This window comes from Nocardia sp. CA-145437 (genome assembly GCF_050956485.1).
In the GTDB taxonomy this organism is placed as follows: Bacteria; Actinomycetota; Actinomycetes; order Mycobacteriales; family Mycobacteriaceae; genus Nocardia.
This window is the reverse complement of record NZ_CP191204.1, coordinates 1,165,027-1,185,457: the sequence shown is the minus strand read 5'-3', so window position 1 is coordinate 1,185,457 and position 20,431 is coordinate 1,165,027. Positions and strand designations below refer to the sequence as shown.

Below are 20,431 nucleotides of genomic sequence, written 5' to 3'. Positions count from 1 at the left end.
GGACACGTGAGGCACGAAATGACCGACCAAGCAACAGAATCCGTCGAGACCCCTCTGCACCTGCAGGGCCGCGACGCCGTGATCGCCGCGGCCGCGCCGGAGGACTGGCGTGAGGGCGCGCCCGACTACCACCTCAGCAAGGAAGTCATTCCGGTCGAGCGCAGCACCCAGCACGCGCCGGATTCGTTGGAGCACATCGTCGAAGAGCTCGTGAAGGTCTTCGAGATGGAGGTCTCGCACAAGAAGGACCCCGCCAAGTGGGTGTCCCTGGTGGCCGAGCACTACCGCGGCCGTGTCAACGGCGGCCAGTGGCAGGACGCCGAGGAATTCGCGCGCATCGGGTCCTACAACATCCTGATCGGCGAGAACCCCTTCTACGATGTCGCCGGCGAGGACTTCGAGTCCTCGCACAAGATCTTCCACACCGCCTTCCCCGGCGGCTTCTTCTGGGAGGTCCTCGAGGTGCTGTCCGGCCCGCCGACCGTCACCTTCAAGTGGCGCCACTGGGGTCGCTACGAAGGCGAGTACAAGGGCCACCAGCCCACCGGCGAGCTCATCGAGATGACCGGCGTGACCATCGCCAAGGTCTCCGAGGACCTGCGCATCGTCGAGCTCGAGCACTTCTACGACAACAACAAGCTGCTCGGCCCGCTCGCCCACGGCTGCCCTGTCAACCACTCCGCCAACTAGGCGATAAAGTCGGGCGCGATGAGTAACCGCAGGTATTCGCGCCTCCTCGCCGCCGCGACGCTCGCGACGGGCCTCACCGCGTTCTCGGGCACCGCCTTCGGGCCGGTGCTACCGGGAACCGCGGGGGCCGAGCCGTCGACCACCGCGCCGTCCACGACGCCGTTCACCACCCCCAATACCGACACCTGCCCGAACAAGACCACACCGCCGTCCCCCATCGACTCCTCCGAGGTGCCCGAACCCGGGCAGAAGGCTCCGGCGGCCCTGCCGATCCCGGATCCGCCCATCGGGGGCAAGCGGCTGGGCGGATGCGGGGTGATCCTGCCGGCGGGGGCCGCGCCGCTGCCGGAAGGGATTTCGGCGACGGCGTGGGAGGTGGCGGACCTGGACTCCGGCGCGGTCCTCGCGGCCAAGGATCCACACGGCCGGTATCGCCCCGCCTCCACCATCAAGGTGCTGCTGGCGGCGGTGGCGATCCCGGCCCTGGACCTGGACACCGTGGTGACCGGCACCCAGGACGACGCGAACGCCGACGGCACCCGGGTCGGCATCGGCCCGGGTGGCACGTACACCAACAAGCAGCTGTTCCAGGCGCTCATCATGGCATCGGGAAACGATGCGGCGCATGCCATCTCGACCCAGCTGGGCGGCGACGACGCCACCGTCGCGAAGATGAACGCGATGGCGAAACGGTTGCAGGCGTTCGACACTCGCGCCGCCACTCCGTCCGGGCTGGACGGGCCGGGCATGAGCACCTCGGCCTACGACCTGGCCATGCTGTTCCGGCATTCCATGACGCTGCCGCTGTTCGCGGAGCTGATCCACACCGAGCAGGTGGACTTCCCCGGCTTCCCCGCCGACCCGAAGATCCCCGGCGACAAGGATCATCCCGGCTTCCCCATCGCCAACGACAACCATCTGCTGTTCGAGTACGACGGCGCGATCGGCGGCAAGACCGGCTACACCGACGACGCCCGGCAGACCTTCGTGGCGGCCGCCGAACGCAATGGCCGCCGCTATGTGGTGAGCCTGCTCAAGGCGGATGTGCGGCCGTTCCGGCCGTGGGAGCAGGCGGCCAAACTGCTCGACTGGGCCTATGCGCTCCCGGCCGGGTCGAGTATCGGCACCATGCCCGACGGGTCCGCCGCGGCGAATCCCTCGGTGGCACTGGCCAGTCCGCCCGCGCCGCAGTCGGAGGCCGCCCCGGAGTCGGACACCGGCTCGGGTGACCACCAGGATCTGCGCACCGTGCTCATCGTCGGCGGCGTCTTCCTGGTCGTGGCGCTGCTGCTGGCGGCGCGGAGGCTGAGCCGCCGCCGCTGATCGGCGACCGTTGGTCCGTCATTGGTTCCCCGTTGGTGGGTCCTCGCACAGTGGTCACACGCCGGAATCCCGGTCACGACTCTGGAGGGGACCCCACCATGAAAACCACCCGCAGCTCCCGCCTGCGCCGCCTGGCCCCGCTGGCCGCCGCGGTGCTCGCCCTCGGCGTCTTCGGCGCCACCACCTCCGCCGGGCCCGCGTCCGCGGCCGCCCAGAAGTGGTACTCCTGGGACCACGACCTGCACAGCGGCGACTGCACCCTGTTCGGCGGCGCCAAGTGGACCATCGACTCCGACGGCCACGCCTGGTTCGACGGCACCGTCACCTCGTCGAGCAACGACGACGCCTGGCTGATGTGGGCGGAGCTGCGCGACAGCAATGGCGCGGTGCTCACCACGCTGCACAATGTGCACTACTACGACTACAACGACCAGGCGAAGTTCTCCCAGAACCTGCCCGACAAGCACAAGAGGTACCGCTGGTTCGCCGATGGCTCGTTCAACAAGAACCTCTACCCGCTGGTCGCGAAGATGAACCTGCGCAGCCACTGCTAGTCAGCGACGGCGCAGCATCGAAAGCAGTACTCCCGCAAACGCTCCCGCGCCGAACCACGCCGCACCCGCTCCCGCCGGGAAGCCCGCCGCCGTCACCCGCGGCCGGATGACCGCCGGGGCGGGCGCCGGAATGTCCTCGGGCACTTCGTTGTCCGAGGCGGTGGCGGCCCAGGCGGTGGCGAACAGGATGATCCGCGCGGTGAAGTAGCTGAACACCATGAGCCCGATGATCGGACCGAACACCACGCCCGCCGGGCCGTTCACCACCGATCGCAGGATGATCGTGGCCAGCTGTTTGAACGCCTCGAACACCACCGCGGCCATCAGGGCCGCGCGGGCCGCGCTGCGGAAGGTGACCGGGTGCAGCGGCAGCCGCGCGATCATCCACGCGAAGACCGCCCAGTTGGCGAGCACCGCGAGCAGCAGCGACACCAGCGTGAGCAGCGCTGTCATCCAGGCCGTCTGATGGATGTGCAGGCGATCCAGCAGGCTACTGATCAGCCCGCTCGACGCCAGCACGGACAGGCCCAGCGAGACGAGGATGGCCAGGAACAACCCGATCAGCGCCAGCAGGTCGGACGCCTTGGATGCGAACCAGTTCCGCTTCTTGGTGGGCTGATCCCACTGCTCGGTGAGCGCGGCCCGCAGGTTGGCGATCCAGCCGAGCCCGGCGTACGCGCCGGCCAGCAGACCGATGGTGCCCACGCTCGCCCGCGAATTCACGGCCTGGTGGATCAGATCGTTGATGGAGCTGCCCGCGGCGCCCGGAATGTTCTCCACGATCTTGTCCTGGATGTCGGTGAGCCACTGCGGATTCCGCGACAGCACGAAGCCCGCCACCGCGAAACCCACCATCAGCAGCGGGAACAGCGACAGCACCGTGAAATAGGTGATGCCCGCGGCGTAGTAGTCGCCGCGCTGCCGCTGATACCGGCCCCCGGCCCGGACCATGTGGTCGAGCCAGGGCCGTCGCCGGATCTGGGTCCTGATCCACGTCTCGACGTTGTCGACGAGATTCCCGAACACCGCCACCTCCGCACACCTGGGCGCGCGGCGGCCGGGTCAGCGGGCGAGGAAACCCACCCGGTCGTACACCTGCGCGAGAGTCCGCCCGGCGACCTCCCGTGCCCGCTCGGCTCCGGCGGCGAGGACACGGTCGAGTTCACCCTGGTCAGACATGTATTCTTGCACCTTCGCGCGCAGCGGAGTCACGAACTCGATGAACGCGTCGGCGGTATCCGATTTCAGGTCACCGTAGCCCTTGCCGGCGTAGTCCTGTTCGAGCGTGACGATCGGAGTGTCGGTCAGCGAGCTCAGGATGACCAGCAGATTGCTCACACCCGCCTTGGTCTCCGGGTCGTAGCGGATCTCCCGTTCGGTGTCGGTGACCGCGGAGCGGATCTTCTTGGCCGAGACCTTCGGGTCGTCGAGCAGGCTCAGCAGACCCGACTCCGAGGCCGCCGACTTGCTCATCTTCGAGGTCGGGTCCTGCAGGTCGTAGATCTTGGCGGTGCCGGTCACGATGTGCGCCTCGGGCACCACGAAGGTCTTCTTGTAGCGAGTGTTGAAGCGCTGCGCCAGGTTTCGGGTCAGCTCCAGGTGCTGGCGCTGATCCTCACCGACCGGCACCAGCTGGGGCCGGTAGAGCAGGATGTCGGCGGCCATCAGCACCGGGTAGGTGAACAGGCCGACGGTGGCGTTGTCCGCGCCCTGCTTGACCGACTTGTCCTTGAACTGGGTCATCCGGCTCGCCTCGCCGAACCCGGTGATGCAGTTCAGCACCCAGGTCAGCTCGGCGTGCTCGGGCACCTGCGACTGCACGAACAGCGTCGACTTCTTGGGGTCGACGCCCAGGGCCAGCAACTGCGCCGCCGACACCTTGGTCCGCGTACGCAGCTCCTTCGGGTCCTGCGGCACGGTGATGGCGTGCAGGTCGGGGATGAAGTAGAAGGCGTCGAAGTCGTCCTGCAGCCGCACCCAATACTGCAGCGCGCCAAGGTAGTTGCCGAGGTGGAAGGAATCGCTGGTGGGCTGGATTCCGGACAGTACCCGCTGCTTACGCTCAGCGGTCGCTTCAGGACTCGACATACCCCCGATCTTCGCATGTCGGCTAGGCCGTATTTCTGGCCACCCAGGACCGCGGGTCCACCCCCGGCATGCTGGCCCGGCCCGAGCCGATCAGGCGCTGTTCGCGCCGGGTGACCAGCTTGTACAGCGGGTAGCTGGGGCCGGTCATGGGGGCGGTGAGCGGGTTGCCGAGCAGGGGCGGGGAGATGTGGGCGGTGCGGACCGCGCGGGCCAGGCCGCGGAAGGCGACCTCCTCGCGCAGGCCCCAGGACAGGTCGTACAGGTCGCGGATGCGCTGGGGGAGGCTGCCCTGGACCAGGAGGGAGAAGCCGGAGAGGGCCTGCTGGGCGGGCATCGGGAGGGGGTGGGGGACGCGCTGGCCCATCAGGTAGGAGCCGACCAGTTTGGCCTCGTCGGTGAGGTGGGGTTGATCGGAGGCCAGGTAGCCGTCGAAGTAGTCGCGGAATTCGCGGTAGGTGTAGGGCGCGGCGGTGCGCGGCATGCCGAACAGTTCGCCCCAGCGCACATAGTCCTGGTAGAGGCCCTCGCGCTCGGTCGGGGTGAGGCGGCGGACCAGCAGATCGTGCATGACCTCGGCGGAGTCGAAGGTGAAGGCCATGGTCATGAACATCAGGTGCGGGTCGTTGGCGGAGTAGCGGGTGCCCGCCGGGTTGGCCGTGCCCGCGGACTCGGGCAGCGCGCCCTCCACGGGGGCGTGGCGCTTGCGGGTGAATTCCCGTGCGCGGTCGGCTTCTTCGCGGGTGCCCAGGGAGACGGCCTCGAACAGGCGGCCGGTGAGGGCCAGGCGGGTGTACGGGGTGGTCCGGTGCTGGGTGTTCTCGGCGGTCCCGACGTAGAGCAGTGGATGCACCGCGCCGATGACCAGCGCCCGCTGGCCGTAGGTGACTCCGACCGCGCGTTTCCGCATGACCCGCCGGATCATCGAGTCGTCGGAGAAGTAGCCACTCTGTGCAGGCATCGTTGCCTCCCGGTCCGGTGTGATGGCCGCCACCACATCTGGAAACAGAGTCCCCCAGATCACGGATTCTGGCAAGACCTTCTGCCAGAATCGCTCCCGTGCCAGAATCGGTTCGTGACCGGGCAACGGACCTACGGCGGCGTCTCCGCCGACGAACGGCGCACCCAGCGCCGCGCCGCCCTGATCGGCGCGGCTCTCGACATCCTCGGCACCCAGGGCCTCGACAAACTCACCGTCTCCGCGCTGTGTACCGGCGCGGGCCTCAACGAGCGCTACTACTACGAGAACTTCGACGGCCGTGACGCCGTGCTGTCGGCCCTGTTCGACACCATCGCCGAGGAACTGGCCGCCGCCCTGATCGCGGGCCTGCACGCCGCCCCCGACGACACCCGCGCCAAGGCGCACGCCGCCATCAGCGCCGGCATCGGCGTCCTCACCGACGACCCCCGCAAGGCCCGGGTGGCCCTGGTCGTCAGCACCGCCACCCCCGAATTGCGCACCCGCACAACCCACACCATCAAGGCGTTCGCGAATCTGGTGGCCGCCGAGGGCATCGACTTCTACGGCATCGCCGAGGCCGAACCCGACGCCCTGATCGGCTTCCGCGCGAACTACCTGGTCGGTGGCCTGGTCCACACCCTCTCCGCGTGGCTCCAGGGCGATCTCCCCATGACCCGCGAAGACCTCGTCGACGCCACCACCGACATCTTCGTCCTGCTCGGCGAGGACCTGGCCCGCGGACTGCGCCGCTGATCAGCGCGCGATGGCGGTGAGCGTCGCGGGATCGGCGGTGGATTCCACGTAGCAGTGGGTGTCGCCGACGGCGAAGTGGACCTCCTGGCCCGGCTTGTCCGGAATCGTCTGCATCCAGCGGATTTTGCTGGTGCGGGCGTCGATCGCGCGCAGGGTGCGGGCGGCCAGCAGGTAGAAGGAGCCCGCGGCGCCGTAACCGGCCGCGTCGACGGCGTCGCCCTTGTCGGAGACGGTGAGGCTCCAGAGCGGGGAGGTGTCACCGCCGGGGCTCATGGCGTGCAGTTTCGAACCGTCGCACAGGAAGTAGGCGTCGCCGGAACCGAAGACCGTGCCGGCGGCGTAGGGCAGGGCGGGTGTGGTCCACAGCGCCGCACCGGTTTTCGGGTCGAGGCCGGACACGGTGTGCGCGCCGTCGCTGGCCAGCACCGCGCCCTTGACCAGGCCGGAAGCGATGGTGCTCGCCGAGACCGCGCTGTCGCCCGCCCGCGACCAGGCCGTCTCACCGGTCTCCCGGTCGAGCGCGACGAGATCGCCGCCGCTGCCCGGCTTCCGGTTGTACAGCAGCGAACCGCTCTCGGGCACGGTCAGCCCGTCACTCTCGCAGGGCACCCGCCAGCGGACCGTCTTGCTCGCCATGTCCACGGCCCACGCTTCCCGCCCCTTGCCGCCGGGGTCGGCCGCGATCAGGTACAGCACCTGGTCCCGAACCCCGTACACCCCGGCGACCGTCACGCCGTCGGGCGCGTCGAAGACCCATTTCCGTTGCCCGGATGCCAGATCCACGGCCACCACCCGGTCACCGGCGGCGTCGGGTTCGGCGCCGGGCGCCACCAACGCGCCGTTCCACAGGCAGGACCGCTGCCCGATGCCGGGCGTCGTGATCGGCAGCCGCCACAACTCCCGCCCGGCCTTGGCATCGATCCCTGTCAGCGTCGAGTCGGATTCGGCCACGACCGTCCCGGCCCCGTACCGCACCCCCTTGACCGCGCTGTCAGCCTTGTATTCCCAGGCCACGCTGCCCGACGCCGCGGTCGCGCGCTCCCGCCGCGGCGTCCCGCACGCGGCCAGCACCCCCGCGGTCGCCAGAATCACCCCGCCCCGCAACACATTCCGACGCTCGATCACACCGATTCCCTACTCGCTCGACACACTGTCAGCGACTATAGGTCCAACCGGCCCCGCCCGAATACGAAACCGCCCGGCCTTTTCGAAGTGACGGGGCCGGGCGGTCGGGAGTCAGGAAGCGGAGGTTTCCGGCTCCAGGGCCAGGGGGATCACCGGGAGGCCGGGCGGGGTGGCGTCCTGGAGGACGACGCGGAACGGGATCCCGCGGGCGGCCCAGATGGCGGCGCAGTCGGTCATGGCCTCGGCGAACCAGTCGCGTTCGCCGGGCTGCCGGTCGAGCATGAGGGCCGCGTTGCGGATGGCCACCACGTACCCCGGTGCGGCGCCGACGAAGTCGTCGATGTCGCGCAGGCATTCGTCGAAAGCGTCCTTGTTCTCCCCGAAGTAGTACGGGAACTGGAAGGCCGCGGCGAACTCGTCGAAGACCTCGGTGACCGTGCGCATCTTGCGGCCGCGCAGTTCCCGGCACAGGTAGCCGTCCGGCATCCGGTAGCGGACGCCGGAGAACTCGGCCGCGCCGACCGGCAGCACGCCCAGGACGGGAGCGGGGGCGGCCGTGCGCGCGGCGGTATCGGAGATCTCGGCGGCGGCGGGGGCGGAGAGGAACTGCGATAACGGCGTGGGCTCGGTCATCAGCGCATCCTCGTGAATGTCTTGTAGTGGTCCCCCGTGTAATAGGCCGAACCGTCGCTGCCGGTGATGATGCGTTCGGCATCGCGGGTCTGGCCGCGCTGCTTGGGATTCACATCCCATTCCTGATAGGTGATGGCCTTCCCGGCGGCGTCCTTGCGGGCCAGGCTGCCGTCCCGGTTCTGCCAGGTGTCACCGCCCTTGGTGCCGGGCGAATCGGCCGAATCCGGCCAGCGTCCGGTGTCGATCTCCACCAGGGTCGCGTAGGCGCGGTCGGGCACGCCCGCGACCTTGGACGGCGGCGCGGCCTGGTCGGCCGGCGCCGGGGTGACGCCGCCCGGTTTGGCGGTGGTCCGAACCGTCGAGGTGGCGACGGGCTTGGCGCTGCCCGTGTCCCGCGGATGATCGTTGTTGGCGCGATTGGCGATGAAGGCCACGAGCAACAGCAGGATCGCGACGCCCAGCGTCAGCCAGGCGCTCGACTTCTTCGACAACTTCCTCATCGGTACTGCACCGTCACCGGCGCGTGGTCGGACCAGCGTTCGGCGTAGGTGGCGGCGCGTTCCACGACGGCCTGCTTGGCGCGCGTGGCGATCTCACCGCGGGCCAGCTGATAGTCGATCCGCCACCCGGCGTCGTTGTCGTACGCGCGGCCGCGGTAGGAGTGCCAGCTGTACGGTCCCGGCACGCCCGGGTGCAGGTCTCGTACCACGTCGGCGTATCCGGCGGCCAGCATGGACGACACCCACGCGCGTTCCTGCGGCAGGAAGCCCGCGTTCTTGAGGTTGCCCTTCCAGTTCTTGATATCGAGTTCGGTGTGCGCCACGTTCCAGTCGCCCATGATCACGAACTCGCCGGGGTGGGCCAGCATGCGCGCGCCGATGGCGTCGAGGAAGCGGTACTTCTCGTCCTGCATCGGGGTGTCGGCCTCGCCGGTGTGGACGTAGACGCTGGCGATGGTGAGGTCCTCGAAATCGGCCTCGATATACCTGCCCAGGGTGGCGAATTCCTCGACGGGCGACCAGGTTCCGCCGGTGAGCAGGCCGACCCCGATCCGCACCGCGTCCGGCTGGTGCCGGGACAGGATGGCCACGCCCGCCCGGCCCTTCAGACCGGGTTCGGCATGGCTGAGGAACCATCCGGCGTCCAGCGCGGGCGCTAGTGCGCTACGCGTTTGCTCATCGGTCGCCCGGGTCTCCTGCAGGCAGACGATATCGGCCTCGGTAGCGGCCAGCCACTCGAGCAGTCCCTTGCCCGAGGCGGCACGAACTCCGTTCACGTTGCACGTACTGATGATTTTCGCCACTTCACGACCGTACAATGCGCATTACCGACTCTCTTCACGGACATCGAGGTCCAGGAAGGGGTGACGACGATGACGTCAGGCACCGCCAAGCCCTCCACCCCGCGCGCGCCCGTTCGGGCCATTCACACCGGCTCCGGTGAACCACTGCTCCTCCTGCACGGATTCATGATGTCCCCGCATTGCTGGCAGCAGGTGGCGCAACGCATGGCCGGCCATTGCGAAGTGTTCGCTCCCGCCTTCACCGGACACTGGGGCGGGCCCGAACTCGACGGCTGGTTCATCGATATCAGTGCCCTTGCCGACAAGGTCGAGGACCAGCTCGACGAGATGGGCTGGCGCACCTGCCATATCGCCGGCAATTCGCTCGGCGGCTGGGTCGGCTTCGAACTCGCCCGCCGCGGCCGGGCCCGCACCCTCACCGCGATCGCGCCCGCAGGCGGCTGGCAATCCCCCTCGCTGCTGCAACTGCGGGTGGGACTGAAGTTCGCGGCGCTGGTGCCGCTGGTCGAGATCGGCAAGCATCTGCCCGACGCGATCACCTACAGCGGCCTCACCCGGCAGGCGGTGGCCATGCTGCTCACCAAGAACACCAAGGCGGCCTCGCGATCCGGGCTGGAGGCGGCCATCACCTCGGCCCTGCACTGCCCGGCCATGCTGCCGATGCTGGTGAGCGGCTTGCGTTTCCCCGCCCTCGAGCAGCTGTCCACGCTGAGCACGCCGGTGCGGCTGCTGCTGTGCGAGAACGACCGGATCATCCCGAATCGCGTGTACGCGAAGCGTTTTCTCGAGGAACTCCCCGAATCCACGGACCGCATCCTGGTCCACGATGTCGGGCATGTCCCGATGTTGGAGGCCCCGGACCGCATCGCGACCCTCATCGCCGAACACGTCTACGCCAGCCGCACCCGCCTGCGGGCCGTCTGAATCGGACGTTGCCGCGAACCCACGCTGGAAAGCGTTCTCTTCCATAGGATTACTCCGACCGAGGCGTCCCTCCGATTGGGGTATGAGGAAGATGGAACAACCGCAGATCGATCAGTCCAAGCCCAGCATCGCCCGGGTGTACGACTACCTGTTGGGCGGCAAGGACAATTACACCGCCGATCGGGAGATCGGGGACTTCTTCATCAAGGATCTGCCGGGGTCGGTGGATATCGCGTACGCCAATCGTAATTGCCTGGTGCGCGCGATCGGCGAGATCTCCCGCGCGGGCATCACCCAGTTCATCGACATCGGCAGCGGGCTGCCCACCGCCGACAATGTGCACCAGGTAGCGCAGCGGCACCAGACCGATCCGCACGTGGTCTACGTCGACAACGACCCGATCGTGCTGGCGCACGGCCGCGCCCTGCTGGAGACCGACGAGTACACCACCGTGCTGCACGCGGACCTGCGCGACTCCGAGCAGATCCGCCATCACTCGGAAGTGGAGCGGCTCATCGACTTCGACCGTCCGGTGGCGGTGATCTTCAGCGCGATCCTGCACCACCTCAACAATGACGAGAAGCCCGACCAGATCGTCCGCTACTGGGCCGACCAGATCCCGTCCGGCAGCATGCTCTACATCTCCCACTTCCGTTCCGGCTTCAACGAGGAGACCCGCCTCGCCGAGCAGAAGCTGCAGGCCAGTTTCGGCCGCGGCCGCTGGCGCTCCGACGAGGAGATCCTCGCCCTCTTCGGCAACCTCGAGATCCTCGAACCCGGCTTGGTCCCCTGCCCCCTGTGGCGCCCCGAACCCACCGCCGAGGGCGTCTCCCGCATCGGCGGCGACCACCATGACCTGAGCGTCTGGGAGCAGCTGATCTCCGCCGCCCTGGCCCGCAAGCCCTGACCCCGCCCGAATTCTTCGGGAAACCCGATCTGAAATGAGTTCCAGTCGAAAGGGTCCCGTTCTGGACGATTGACCAGTAGAGTCTGGGCGGCCACCCCCGCGGCGTCACGCCGCGCCCGCCCGAGTTCTGGAGATTCCGCCGCGATGAGACCTACGCGCGTCCTGTGTTCGATTCTGTCGGCCGTGGCCATTGTGGCGGGCGGGTCCGCCGTGGCTGCCTCCGCACCCGCGGACGTCGCCGGAACCGGTAGCGCCGGTACGGGCAGCGCGGGCTCGGGTAGCTCCAGCGGCTCGGGATCGGGTAGCGCCAGCGGGTCCGGCACCGGAAGTTCGGGCGCGCCGACCACGGTGAATCCCTTCGGCTCCGACTTCATGTGGGGCGTCGCCATGTCCGGGTTCCAGTCCGAAGGCCGTGCGCCCGACAGCAACTGGAGCCGGTACGCCACCTCCGGGAAGGCGCACGACCCCTACCTGAACTCGGTCGACTTCTACGACCGGTACGCCGAGGACATCGACCTCGCCGCGGGCATGGGCCTGAAGGTCTTCCGGCTCAGCATCGAATGGGCGCGCGTGCAGCCGAAGGCGGGCGTGTGGGACGAGCGCGACTTCCAGTTCTACGACACGGTTCTGCAGAAGATCCGCGCGGCGGGCATGCGCCCCATGCTGACCCTCGACCACTGGGTCATCCCCGGCTGGGAGGCCGATCGCGGCGGCTGGAAGAAACAGGACATCGTGTCGGACTGGCTCGCCAATATGCGCCAGGTCGTCGACCGGTACGCGAGCTACGACCCGATGTGGGTCACCATCAACGAACCGATGGGCTACGTCGCGCAGTCGATCAAGATCGGTGACATCGGGGTGCTCGACGCGCTGCCCATGTTCGACCGGATGGTCCAGGCGCACAACTCGATCTACGACTACATCCACGCGCGCCAGCCCGGCGCGAAGGTCACCAGCAATATCGCGCAGTACCCGATCGTGCAGGACCTGACCGACATGATGTTCGCCGATCGGATCAAGGGCAAGATGGACTACATCGGCGTCGACTTCTATTACGGCGCGTCCCTGACGAACCTGCCCAGCCCCGCGCTGCTCGGCGACGAACTGTGGAAGAACGCCATCGAACCCGAGGGCATCTACTACAACCTGCGCAACTACACCGAGAAGTTCCCGGGCCTGCCGATCTACGTGGTGGAGAACGGCCTGCCCACCGAGAACGCCGCCCCGCGCTCCGACAGCTACGACCGCGCCGACCACCTGCGCGACACCGTCTACTGGCTGCAGCGCGCCAAGGCCGACGGCATGAACGTCATCGGCTACAACTACTGGAGCCTCACCGACAACTACGAATGGGGCAGCTTCTCACCGCGATTCGGCCTCTACACCGTCGACGCCAAGACCGACCCGTCCCTGACCCGCCGCCCCACCGACGCCGTGGCGGCGTTCAAGGACATCACGGCACGAGGCGGTGTCGTCGCCGACTACCGCCCCACCCGTAAACCCGCCTTCTGCTCGGTCGCCATCCCGTTCGGCGACTGCCTGCGGCCGGTGTCCGTCCCCAACTAGTCGTAGAGCGCCTCGATCTCGGCGGCGTACTTCGCCGCGATGGGCTTGCGTTTGAGGGACATCTTCGGCGTGAGCTCATCGCCCCCGGGTTCCCAGGTCACCGGGAGCACCCGATAGCGCTTGATCTGTTCGACCCGCGCCAGCCGGGCATTGGCTTCCCGCATGCCCGACTCGATTTCGGCGAGTACGCCGGGATGCTCGGCGAGCACCGCGGGCGCGCCGTCCGCGAGACCGTGCCGGCGCGCGTAGGCGGCGCAGGCGTCGGGATCCAGGGTCAGCAGGGCCGTCACGTATTTGCGGTTGTCGCCGACGGCCATCACCGACTGCACCAGCGGGCAGGAAACCCGCACCGCGCCTTCGATATTCGACGGCGACATATTCTTGCCCGCCGCGTTGATGATGAGTTCCTTCTTGCGGTCGAGGATACGCACGTAGCCGTCGGCGTCGATGCCGCCGATATCGCCGGTGTGCAGCCAGCCCTCGGCATCGATCGCCGCGGCGGTCTGTTCGGGATCGTGGCGGTAACCGCGCATGACCAGCGGTCCGCGAATGAGCAGTTCACCGTCGGCGGCCACCTGTACCTCGACGCCGGGCAGCGCCTGCCCGACCGTCCCGATCCGGATGGCGTCGGGGCGGTTCGCCGTAGCCGCGGCCGAGGACTCGGTCATGCCCCAGGCCTCGCAGACCGGAAAGCCCAGTCCCAGAATGAAGGCCATGGCATCGGGGGCGATCGGTGCGGCGCCGCTGACCGCGATTCTGATGGCGTCGAGTCCCATGCGGGCGCGCAAGGTCCGCAATACCAGGCGGTCGGCCAGGATCAGCTGAATCCGTAACGACAGCGGCGCGCTCCGGCCCGCGAACCGCAGTCTCGCCACACTCGCACCGGTGTCGACGGCCCACCGCAACAACAGTCCGCGCGGCGTGGATTGTTCCGCGGCGATGAGGGTTTCGATGCCGGATTTCACCTTGTACCAGATGGCGGGGACCGCGAGGAACAGGGTGGGACGGGCCTGCGGCAGGGTGGCGATCAGCTGCTTGGGGTCGGCGACGGTGGTGATCTGCACCCCCCGGATGAGGTTGTTGTAGTGCGCGAACGCCCGATTCGCCAGATGCGCGTCGGGCAGATACGACACCACCCGATCGTCCGGTCCGATCAGGGCCAGCGCCTCCATCGCCGCGAACTCGAACAGCAGATTGGCGTGCGTGAGCTCCACGCCCTTCGGCGGACCGGTGGTGCCGGAGGTGTAGACGATGGTGAGCAGATCCTCGGAGCGCACCGCACGCCAGGCCGCGTCGAAGTCGAAATCCGTTACGGGCGTTGCGATGACGGCGTCCAGGGTGAGCGTGTCCGCGAATTCACCGTCGACGCAGACGATGTGCTCGATCCGACCGTCCGGATCGGCGGCCCGGACCGTCGCCAGGAAGCGGGACTCGGTGATCACCACCCGGTTTTCCGCATTGGCGAACAGCTGCGCGATCTGCTCGGCGGTGAAGGTGTTGTAGATCGAGAACGGCGTGGCCCCCAGGTGCAGGATCGCGGTGTCGACGAGATGGAACTCGACCCGGTTGGTCAGCATGACGGCCACCGTGTCCCCAGCGGCCACCCCGATACCGGCCAGTCCGACGGCCAATTCCCTTACCCGGCGGGCATAGTCGGCCCAGGTGAGCTCCCGTCCGCAGTCGGCCCCGGTCAGCGCCACCCGGTCCGGGAATCGGCCCGCGGTGCGCTGGAACGCCTCGCACAGGGTGGTCGGATCACCGGTCACGAAGCACTCCATTCGGATCGTGGGTCCACGCGGGCGGCGTGATCGAGGACGAGGCGCGTGACCTCGGTGGGATAGTCGACCTGCGGGCAGTGTCCGGCGCGCGGCAGCACCACCAGCTCGCTGCCGGGCAACAATGCGTGCAGCTCGCGGCTCGCGGCGACCGGGATGATCCGGTCCTTCGCGCCGTGCACCACCAGGGCCGGGCAGCCGATGCTCAGGTCACCGTGTCCGTTCGGGTGTTCGCGGGCGTAGCGCACGGCATCGCGCGCCCGCGCCGCCGCGGCGGGCATGTCGGGGATCGAGCGGAGCCAGGTGTCCACGTACATCGGGTCGGCCGTGACCCCGGGGCCGTAGCAGAAGGCCGCGGCGAGCCGCCGGATCCCCCAGCGCAGGACCGGAGCCGGCACCGGCAGCGCGCTGGCGAGGCCGAACAGCCGTGTGTACTCGCGGCGGCGAACCAGCCGGGCCGGGCGATGCCGGGCCAGCAGCGGCTCGTCCAGCAGGACGATCCCCGCCACTCGCCCGTCCCGATGCCGTGCAGCCGCCCGCAGAGTGGTCGCCGCGCCCAGCGAATTCCCCACCAGCACCACCGGACCGTGCGCGGCGACCACGGCGTCGGCGAACTCGTCGAACTGCGGAGTCAGCGCGCCGGACCGGCGATCCTGCGCGAGGCCGAAGCCGGGCAGATCCACCGCCAGCGCCCGCCGACCGGTCGCGCCCAGCCGGGTCAGTACCCCGCGCCACGTGTCGGCGCTGTCGGCGTAGCCGTGCAGCAGCACGATCGGTAGCCCGGCTCCCGCGACGGCCAGTTCGCGGGTACGGACACCGGCGTAGGACACCGTTCGTTCCTCGATCACTGCCCCGGCGGCCGCGTGGTCGTCGGATGACGCCGCCGTCTTGTCGGATGACGCCATTGTCATGCGCTCCTGTCGTAGTGCCGATCGACCCGAGCCGATCAGCGAACGGTCCGCCCGAGCGGTGCGCGGGCGGACCGTGTCGTGGAATCACCGGAACTAGCGGCCGAGCAGGCCCTTGGCGACGTGGGTCACCTGGATCTCGTTGGAGCCGGCGTAGATCATCAGGGACTTGGCGTCCCGGGCCAGTTGTTCGACGTGGTATTCGGCCATGTAGCCGTTGCCGCCGAACAGTTGGACCGCGTCCATGGCCACGTCGGTGGCGACCTCCGCGCAGTACAGCTTCATGGCCGAGGCCTCGGCCAGGCTCGGGGGTTTGCCGGCGCGGTTGCGTTCCAGGGCCATGAAGACCATGTTCTGCACATTGATCCGCGCCACCTCCATCCTGGCCAGCTTGAGCTGCACCAGCTGGAAGCGGCCGATCTCCTGACCCCACAGCTTGCGGGTCTTCGCGTAATCCACACAGAGCCGGTGGCATTCGTTGACGATGCCCAGCGCCATGAAGGCCACGCCGATCCGCTCGGCGGTGAAACTGGAGCGCGCGCTCTCGCGGCCGTCGCCGCCCTCGTGCTCCTCGGTCTCGCCGAGCAGCCGGTCCCGGCCCAACCGGACATTGTCGAAGAACAATTCGCCGGTCGGTGAGGCGTGCAGGCCCATCTTCTTGAACGGCTTGCCCTGGGTGAAACCCTCCATGCCTTTGTCCAGCACGAAGGTCAGCACCTTGCGTTCCCGCTTGTCGGCGCCGTCGCCCTCGTCGAGCTTGGCGTAGACGACCACGGTGTCGGCGTACGGGCCGTTGGTGATGAAGGTCTTCTGGCCGTTGAGGATGTAGTCCTCACCGTCACGCTTGACGTAGGTCTTCATGCCGCCGAACGCGTCCGAGCCGGAATCGGGTTCGGTGATCGCCCACGCCGCGACCTTCTTCATGGTCACCAGATCGGGCAGCCAGCGTTCCTTCTGCGCGAGGGTGCCGCGCGCGAGGATGGTGGTCGCGCCCAGGCCGATGCTCACGCCCATGGCGCTCACCAGACCCATGCACACCCCGGACAGCTCGCTGACCAGCACCGCCATCATCGACTCCTGCCCGGAGAAGGGGCTGCCGTCACCGGAGCGCTCCTTCTTCTCCGGCAGCGGCTCGCCCGCCGCGCGGGCTTCCTCCCGTTTGCGCTGGCGGGCCAGCAGTCCGGTGATCGCCTCCTCGCCGAGGGCGTCGATCCCGAACTCGCCGAACAGCTTCCGGATGATCGGGTACGGCAGCAGCTCGCCGCTGTCGAGGGCGTCGAGGTGCGGCCGCACCTCCTTGGCGATGAAGCCGCGCACCGCGTCGCGGATCAGCTCATCGGTCTCGGACCATTCGAACATCGTTGTCCGCCTTCCTGATTACGGCAGTCGCCCGGCGATATCGTCGATGGCCCACGGGCCCTCGGTCTCGATGGTCTTCACGTCGTGCCAGCCCGCCAGCTCCGAGATGGCGCCGCCCTGCACCGCGAACACCTTGCCGGTGATCGGGCACTTCTCGGTGGCCAGATACGCCACCAGCGGGGAGATATTGGCCGGGCTGAAGGCGTCGAACTCGCCATCCTCCAGGCCCGCCTGCTGCGCCGCCATCATCTCGCCCATGCCGGGGGTGGCCAGGGTGAGACGGGTCCGGGCGATCGGCGCGATGGCGTTCACACGCACGCCGTAACGGGCCAGCTCATCGGCCGCCACCAGGGTGAGCGCGGCGATACCCGCCTTGGCCGCACCGTAATTCGCCTGCCCCGCATTGGGGATGGTGGTGCCCGACGCGGAGGCCGTATTGATGACCGCGGCATTGGGCTGATTACCCGCCTTGGACTGCTCCTTCCAGTACCCGGCCGCATGCCGCAGCACCGCCGCGTGCCCCTTGAGATGCACGGCCAGCACCGAATCCCACTGCGACTCCTCCATGCCCGCGACGAAGGCGTCGCGCAGAATGCCGGCATTGTTCACCACGACATCGAGGCGGCCGAACTCCGAAACAGCCTGATCCACCAGGTTCTTCGCGCCCTGCCAGTCGGCCACGCTGTCGGTGTTGGCGATCGCGCGCCCCCCTGCGGCGATGATCTCCTCGGCCACCTGCTGCGCCGGACCGGCGTCGGACCCCTCACCGGCATTGCTGCCGCCGAGGTCGTTCACCACGACCGTCGCGCCCTCCCGGGCGAACAACAGCGCGTGCTCACGACCGATACCGCGCCCGGCGCCGGTGATGATGGCAACCCGTCCCTCGAGTGCGCCCATGAATGTCTCCTCAGTTCTCGATCAGTCGGCGATCTCGGCGAGTCCGTCGCTCAGGACGGTGTCGTCGCCGCGCACGGTGCGAAAGGCGTAGGTGGTGATGCCGTCGGCGGAACCGACCTTCCAGATCTGCGTCTCCAGGTCGTCGTTCGGGAAGACCATCTTGGAGAACCGCACCGCGTATCGGCGCAGCTTCGCCACATCCGAACCCGCCACCTGCGACAGCACGCCCCACGACGACATCGCCATGGTGCACAGGCCGTGCGCGATGATGCCGGGCAGACCGGCGTCCTTGGCCACCTGGTCATCCAGGTGCAGCGGCACCGGATCCCCCGAAGCCGGTGCGTAGCGGTAGGTCTGGTCCGCGTCCACGTGGGCCGCGACCGTCGCCAGCGGCGGCTGCTCCGCCAGCGCGGCATCGAAACGGTGAGCCGGAGCGGCCGCGCCGGCCTGCCGGCCCGCGTCGACATTCCGGAAGAACGCGGTCAGATACTGCTCGTTGACCAGTTCTCCATCGCCGGAACGGGTTTCGATGTGGATGGTGATGGTGGACCCGTTGTCCTTGCCCTCGAAACCGATGGCGCGGGCCCGGGCGACCAACTGATCACCGGGCCGGATCGGGCGGTGGAAGTGGAAGTCCTGCTCCCCGTGCACCACCCGCCCGAAGATGTTCATCGGGGCCACGTCGATGACCGGCGCCATCATGGCGTCGAACACCGGGACGATGGCGAAGACCGGCGGGGCCACATCACCTTTCAGATGCGCGGCGATGGGATCGTTGGTGGCAGCGGCGTATTCGGCGATCCGCTCCCGCGTGACCTCGAAGGACTCCTCGTCCGACCAGGCGTTCAGGCCGGACTCGTCGAATTCGACTGCCGTCGACGCCATCTCGCCTCGCCCTCTCACCGGCTCGCCGATGTGGCCAGCGCGTCGAGCGCGGTCAGGGTCTTGTCCAGCTGAGTCAGGCCGTCCTTCTCGACCGCCTTGCCCAGCGCGCCCTTGATCAGCGCGCCCTCGAAGTCACCCGCGACGGAGAACTTGCTGCCGCCGCCCTCGGGGGTGATGTCGAAGGAGAACTGCACCTTCACGCCCGCCATGCCGGTGCCGCTGAGCACCAGTCGGTTCGGGGTCTCGACGCTCTCCACCACCCACTCGATCTTGTTGGCCATGCCGAGCATGAGGATCTTGGCGGTCAGCTTCGCACCCGGGGCCAGTACGGCCGGGGGCTCCTCCATCCAGCGCTCGTGGATGGAGAACCATTTGTCCCAGGTCTGCGGGTCCGAGACCACCGCCCACAGGGCATCGGGGGTCGCGCTGAGGTTCTTGCCGGCTTCGATGTGTCCCATGGCTTTTCGCTCCTCGTCGAGTCGAAGGTCAGCGCTCGGCGCGCTGGTAGGCGGTGACGACGGCGGCGCCGCCGAGCCCGATATTGTGCTGCAGGGCGGCGGTCACGTTGTCGACCTGCCGCTTGTCGGCGGTGCCGCGCAGCTGCCAGGTGAGCTCGCTGCACTGCGCCAGACCGGTCGCGCCCAGCGGGTGCCCCTTGGAGATCAGGCCGCCGGACGGGTTCACCACCCACTTGCCGCCGTAGGTGGTCGCGCCGGAGTCGATGAGATGACCGGCCTCGCCCTCCTTGGCCAGCCCCAGCGCCTCGTAGAGCAGCAACTCGTTGGCGGAGAAGCAGTCGTGCAGCTCGATGACCTGGAAGTCCTCGGGGCCGAGACCGGCTTGTGCGTAGACCTTCTCGGCCGCCTGAACATTCATGTCGTAGCCGATGAGGTTCTTGGCGCTGCCGTCGAAGGTGGAGCCGAAGTCGGTGGTCATGGCCTGGCCGACGATCTCCACCGCCTGCCGCGACAGGTCGTGGCGGTCCACGAAGTCCTCGGAGGCGAGGATGACCGCACCCGAGCCGTCGGAGGTCGGCGAGCACTGGAGTTTGGTGAGCGGGTCGTAGATCATCCGCGAGCCCAGGATGTCGTCGAGCGAATACTCGTCCTGGAACTGCGAATACGGGTTGTTCACCGAGTGCTTGTGGTTCTTGTACCCGATCTTGGCGAAGTGCTCGGCGGTGGTGCCGTACTTGGCCATGTGCTCGCGTCCGGCCGCGCCGAACATCCACGGGGCCACCGGGAACAGCACCTCGGAGATCTCCGCCAGCGCCATGATGTGGCGCGCCATGGGCTGTTCACGGTCGTCCCACACCGAACCCAGCGAGCCCGGCTGCATCTTCTCGAAGCCCAGGGCCAGGGTGCATTCGGCCAGGCCGCCCCGAATCGCCTGTGCCGCAAGGTAGAGCGCGGTCGAGCCGGTGGAGCAGTTGTTGTTGACATTGACGACCGGGATTCCGGTCATGCCCAGCTCGTAGACGGCGCGCTGGCCGGAGGTGGACTCCCCGAAGACGTAACCGACGTAGGCCTGCTCGACCTCCCGGTAGTCGATCCCCGCGTCCGCGAGCGCCTTGGTGCCGGACTCCCGGGCCATGTCCGGGTAGTCCCAGGCGCTGTCGTCCTCGTTCTTGCGCCGCCCCGGCTTCTCGAACTTCGTCATGCCGACGCCGACGACGTAGACCTTGTTCGTCATCGAACTCCTCACATAGGGGAACGAAAACAAACATACAAAGCTGTATGTAAAGCCGCAAGGGGGTACGGCGAATCCACAGCGGGACGGCAAG

General features: G+C 68.3%; 21 protein-coding genes. 7 read left to right on the top strand and 14 right to left on the bottom strand.

All coding sequences use genetic code 11. The features are described 5' to 3' along the window. Positions 1 to 18: 18 nt before the first annotated feature. The 3 genes from ACQPYY_RS05170 (at position 19) to ACQPYY_RS05160 (ending at position 2,567) form a co-directional block, all read left to right on the top strand. On the top strand, positions 19 to 690 hold the full coding sequence (locus tag ACQPYY_RS05170) for an ester cyclase (RefSeq protein WP_357282202.1): 672 nt from the start codon (positions 19 to 21) through the stop codon (positions 688 to 690). An 18-nt stretch (positions 691 to 708) separates the two neighbouring features. Then, on the top strand, positions 709 to 2,013 hold the full coding sequence (locus ACQPYY_RS05165) for a serine hydrolase (RefSeq protein WP_433592927.1): 1,305 nt from the start codon (positions 709 to 711) through the stop codon (positions 2,011 to 2,013). Positions 2,014 to 2,111: 98 nt separating this feature from the next. Further along, positions 2,112 to 2,567 (top strand): DUF6294 family protein, encoded by a 456-nt coding sequence (locus ACQPYY_RS05160; RefSeq protein ID WP_433592926.1) that lies wholly within the window; start codon positions 2,112 to 2,114, stop codon positions 2,565 to 2,567. Here ACQPYY_RS05160 and yhjD read toward each other — a convergent pair whose 3' ends face one another. Genes yhjD through ACQPYY_RS05145 form a run of 3 tightly spaced genes read right to left on the bottom strand, consistent with a single transcriptional unit; the run spans position 2,568 to position 5,613 of the window. Next, the gene (gene yhjD / locus ACQPYY_RS05155) at positions 2,568 to 3,599 is read right to left on the bottom strand and encodes an inner membrane protein YhjD (protein ID WP_433592925.1); all 1,032 of its coding nucleotides are present in this window, start codon (positions 3,597 to 3,599) and stop codon (positions 2,568 to 2,570) included. Positions 3,600 to 3,629: 30 nt separating this feature from the next. After that, the gene (gene trpS / locus ACQPYY_RS05150) at positions 3,630 to 4,655 is read right to left on the bottom strand and encodes a tryptophan--tRNA ligase (protein WP_433592924.1); all 1,026 of its coding nucleotides are present in this window, start codon (positions 4,653 to 4,655) and stop codon (positions 3,630 to 3,632) included. Between the two features lie 22 nt (positions 4,656 to 4,677). Then, entirely contained in the window at positions 4,678 to 5,613 is a 936-nt protein-coding gene (locus ACQPYY_RS05145; protein ID WP_433592923.1) for an oxygenase MpaB family protein, read from the bottom strand. 114 nt (positions 5,614 to 5,727) lie between these two features. On the opposite strand from ACQPYY_RS05145, the gene ACQPYY_RS05140 reads away from it, so the two are divergent. Next, on the top strand, positions 5,728 to 6,366 hold the full coding sequence (locus ACQPYY_RS05140) for a TetR/AcrR family transcriptional regulator (RefSeq protein ID WP_357282208.1): 639 nt from the start codon (positions 5,728 to 5,730) through the stop codon (positions 6,364 to 6,366). On the opposite strand, the gene ACQPYY_RS05135 is transcribed toward ACQPYY_RS05140, so the two are convergent. The 4 genes from ACQPYY_RS05135 to ACQPYY_RS05120 form a co-directional block, all read right to left on the bottom strand. Further along, positions 6,367 to 7,491, bottom strand: a complete 1,125-nt coding sequence (locus ACQPYY_RS05135; RefSeq protein WP_433592922.1) for a PQQ-binding-like beta-propeller repeat protein — start codon at positions 7,489 to 7,491, stop codon at positions 6,367 to 6,369. 111 nt (positions 7,492 to 7,602) lie between these two features. Beyond that, positions 7,603 to 8,124, bottom strand: coding sequence for a barstar family protein (locus ACQPYY_RS05130; RefSeq protein WP_379105412.1), 522 nt, complete (start codon positions 8,122 to 8,124; stop codon positions 7,603 to 7,605). Beyond that, complete coding sequence (locus tag ACQPYY_RS05125; RefSeq protein WP_433592921.1) at positions 8,124 to 8,624, bottom strand: ribonuclease domain-containing protein; 501 nt, start codon at positions 8,622 to 8,624, stop codon at positions 8,124 to 8,126. Before ACQPYY_RS05125 ends, ACQPYY_RS05130 begins: the two co-directional genes overlap by 1 nt. Continuing rightward, on the bottom strand, positions 8,621 to 9,427 hold the full coding sequence (locus ACQPYY_RS05120) for an exodeoxyribonuclease III (protein ID WP_433592920.1): 807 nt from the start codon (positions 9,425 to 9,427) through the stop codon (positions 8,621 to 8,623). The genes ACQPYY_RS05125 and ACQPYY_RS05120 overlap by 4 nt, the downstream gene beginning before the upstream one ends. A gap of 69 nt (positions 9,428 to 9,496) precedes the next feature. Between ACQPYY_RS05120 and ACQPYY_RS05115 the strand changes: the two genes are divergently transcribed. The 3 genes from ACQPYY_RS05115 to ACQPYY_RS05105 all read left to right on the top strand — a co-directional run bounded on the left by ACQPYY_RS05115 (position 9,497) and on the right by ACQPYY_RS05105 (position 12,824). Next, the gene (locus tag ACQPYY_RS05115; protein WP_433592919.1) at positions 9,497 to 10,351 is read left to right on the top strand and encodes an alpha/beta fold hydrolase; all 855 of its coding nucleotides are present in this window, start codon (positions 9,497 to 9,499) and stop codon (positions 10,349 to 10,351) included. A gap of 82 nt (positions 10,352 to 10,433) precedes the next feature. Continuing rightward, positions 10,434 to 11,258 carry an SAM-dependent methyltransferase gene (locus ACQPYY_RS05110; protein ID WP_433592918.1) on the top strand — a complete coding sequence of 275 codons (825 nt, stop codon included), beginning with the start codon at positions 10,434 to 10,436 and terminating at the stop codon, positions 11,256 to 11,258. A 183-nt stretch (positions 11,259 to 11,441) separates the two neighbouring features. After that, entirely contained in the window at positions 11,442 to 12,824 is a 1,383-nt protein-coding gene (locus ACQPYY_RS05105) for a family 1 glycosylhydrolase (RefSeq protein WP_433592917.1), read from the top strand. On the opposite strand, the gene ACQPYY_RS05100 is transcribed toward ACQPYY_RS05105, so the two are convergent. From ACQPYY_RS05100 to ACQPYY_RS05070, 7 genes are all read right to left on the bottom strand, one after another. After that, positions 12,821 to 14,590, bottom strand: a complete 1,770-nt coding sequence (locus ACQPYY_RS05100) for an AMP-dependent synthetase/ligase (protein WP_433592916.1) — start codon at positions 14,588 to 14,590, stop codon at positions 12,821 to 12,823. The genes ACQPYY_RS05105 and ACQPYY_RS05100 overlap by 4 nt on opposite strands. Next, positions 14,587 to 15,510: an alpha/beta fold hydrolase gene (locus tag ACQPYY_RS05095; RefSeq protein ID WP_433592915.1), complete on the bottom strand. Its 924-nt coding sequence runs from the start codon at positions 15,508 to 15,510 to the stop codon at positions 14,587 to 14,589. Before ACQPYY_RS05095 ends, ACQPYY_RS05100 begins: the two co-directional genes overlap by 4 nt. Positions 15,511 to 15,603: 93 nt before the next feature. Beyond that, complete coding sequence (locus ACQPYY_RS05090; RefSeq protein ID WP_433592914.1) at positions 15,604 to 16,866, bottom strand: acyl-CoA dehydrogenase family protein; 1,263 nt, start codon at positions 16,864 to 16,866, stop codon at positions 15,604 to 15,606. Positions 16,867 to 16,884: 18 nt separating this feature from the next. Then, a complete protein-coding gene (locus ACQPYY_RS05085; RefSeq protein WP_379105394.1) occupies positions 16,885 to 17,763 on the bottom strand; it encodes an SDR family oxidoreductase in 879 nt (292 codons plus the stop codon). A gap of 21 nt (positions 17,764 to 17,784) precedes the next feature. Continuing rightward, positions 17,785 to 18,648, bottom strand: coding sequence for a MaoC/PaaZ C-terminal domain-containing protein (locus tag ACQPYY_RS05080; RefSeq protein ID WP_433592913.1), 864 nt, complete (start codon positions 18,646 to 18,648; stop codon positions 17,785 to 17,787). A 14-nt stretch (positions 18,649 to 18,662) separates the two neighbouring features. Then, complete coding sequence (locus ACQPYY_RS05075; RefSeq protein WP_433592912.1) at positions 18,663 to 19,106, bottom strand: type II toxin-antitoxin system Rv0910 family toxin; 444 nt, start codon at positions 19,104 to 19,106, stop codon at positions 18,663 to 18,665. A gap of 28 nt (positions 19,107 to 19,134) precedes the next feature. Next, positions 19,135 to 20,340, bottom strand: a complete 1,206-nt coding sequence (locus tag ACQPYY_RS05070) for a lipid-transfer protein (RefSeq protein WP_379105389.1) — start codon at positions 20,338 to 20,340, stop codon at positions 19,135 to 19,137. Positions 20,341 to 20,431 lie beyond the last annotated feature (91 nt).

What these genes read in the sequence shown, in the direction of transcription:
- ACQPYY_RS05170 (WP_357282202.1), top strand. Translation starts at nt 19, where the DNA reads ATGACCGACCAAGCAACAGAATCCGTCGAGACCCCTCTGCACCTGCAG.
- ACQPYY_RS05165 (WP_433592927.1), top strand. Translation starts at nt 709, where the DNA reads ATGAGTAACCGCAGGTATTCGCGCCTCCTCGCCGCCGCGACGCTCGCG.
- ACQPYY_RS05160 (WP_433592926.1), top strand. Translation starts at nt 2,112, where the DNA reads ATGAAAACCACCCGCAGCTCCCGCCTGCGCCGCCTGGCCCCGCTGGCC.
- trpS (WP_433592924.1), bottom strand. Translation starts at nt 4,655, where the DNA reads ATGTCGAGTCCTGAAGCGACCGCTGAGCGTAAGCAGCGGGTACTGTCC.
- ACQPYY_RS05145 (WP_433592923.1), bottom strand. Translation starts at nt 5,613, where the DNA reads ATGCCTGCACAGAGTGGCTACTTCTCCGACGACTCGATGATCCGGCGG.
- ACQPYY_RS05130 (WP_379105412.1), bottom strand. Translation starts at nt 8,124, where the DNA reads ATGACCGAGCCCACGCCGTTATCGCAGTTCCTCTCCGCCCCCGCCGCC.
- ACQPYY_RS05125 (WP_433592921.1), bottom strand. Translation starts at nt 8,624, where the DNA reads ATGAGGAAGTTGTCGAAGAAGTCGAGCGCCTGGCTGACGCTGGGCGTC.
- ACQPYY_RS05115 (WP_433592919.1), top strand. Translation starts at nt 9,497, where the DNA reads ATGACGTCAGGCACCGCCAAGCCCTCCACCCCGCGCGCGCCCGTTCGG.
- ACQPYY_RS05110 (WP_433592918.1), top strand. Translation starts at nt 10,434, where the DNA reads ATGAGGAAGATGGAACAACCGCAGATCGATCAGTCCAAGCCCAGCATC.
- ACQPYY_RS05095 (WP_433592915.1), bottom strand. Translation starts at nt 15,510, where the DNA reads ATGACAATGGCGTCATCCGACAAGACGGCGGCGTCATCCGACGACCAC.
- ACQPYY_RS05090 (WP_433592914.1), bottom strand. Translation starts at nt 16,866, where the DNA reads ATGTTCGAATGGTCCGAGACCGATGAGCTGATCCGCGACGCGGTGCGC.
- ACQPYY_RS05085 (WP_379105394.1), bottom strand. Translation starts at nt 17,763, where the DNA reads ATGGGCGCACTCGAGGGACGGGTTGCCATCATCACCGGCGCCGGGCGC.
- ACQPYY_RS05080 (WP_433592913.1), bottom strand. Translation starts at nt 18,648, where the DNA reads ATGGCGTCGACGGCAGTCGAATTCGACGAGTCCGGCCTGAACGCCTGG.
- ACQPYY_RS05075 (WP_433592912.1), bottom strand. Translation starts at nt 19,106, where the DNA reads ATGGGACACATCGAAGCCGGCAAGAACCTCAGCGCGACCCCCGATGCC.
- ACQPYY_RS05070 (WP_379105389.1), bottom strand. Translation starts at nt 20,340, where the DNA reads ATGACGAACAAGGTCTACGTCGTCGGCGTCGGCATGACGAAGTTCGAG.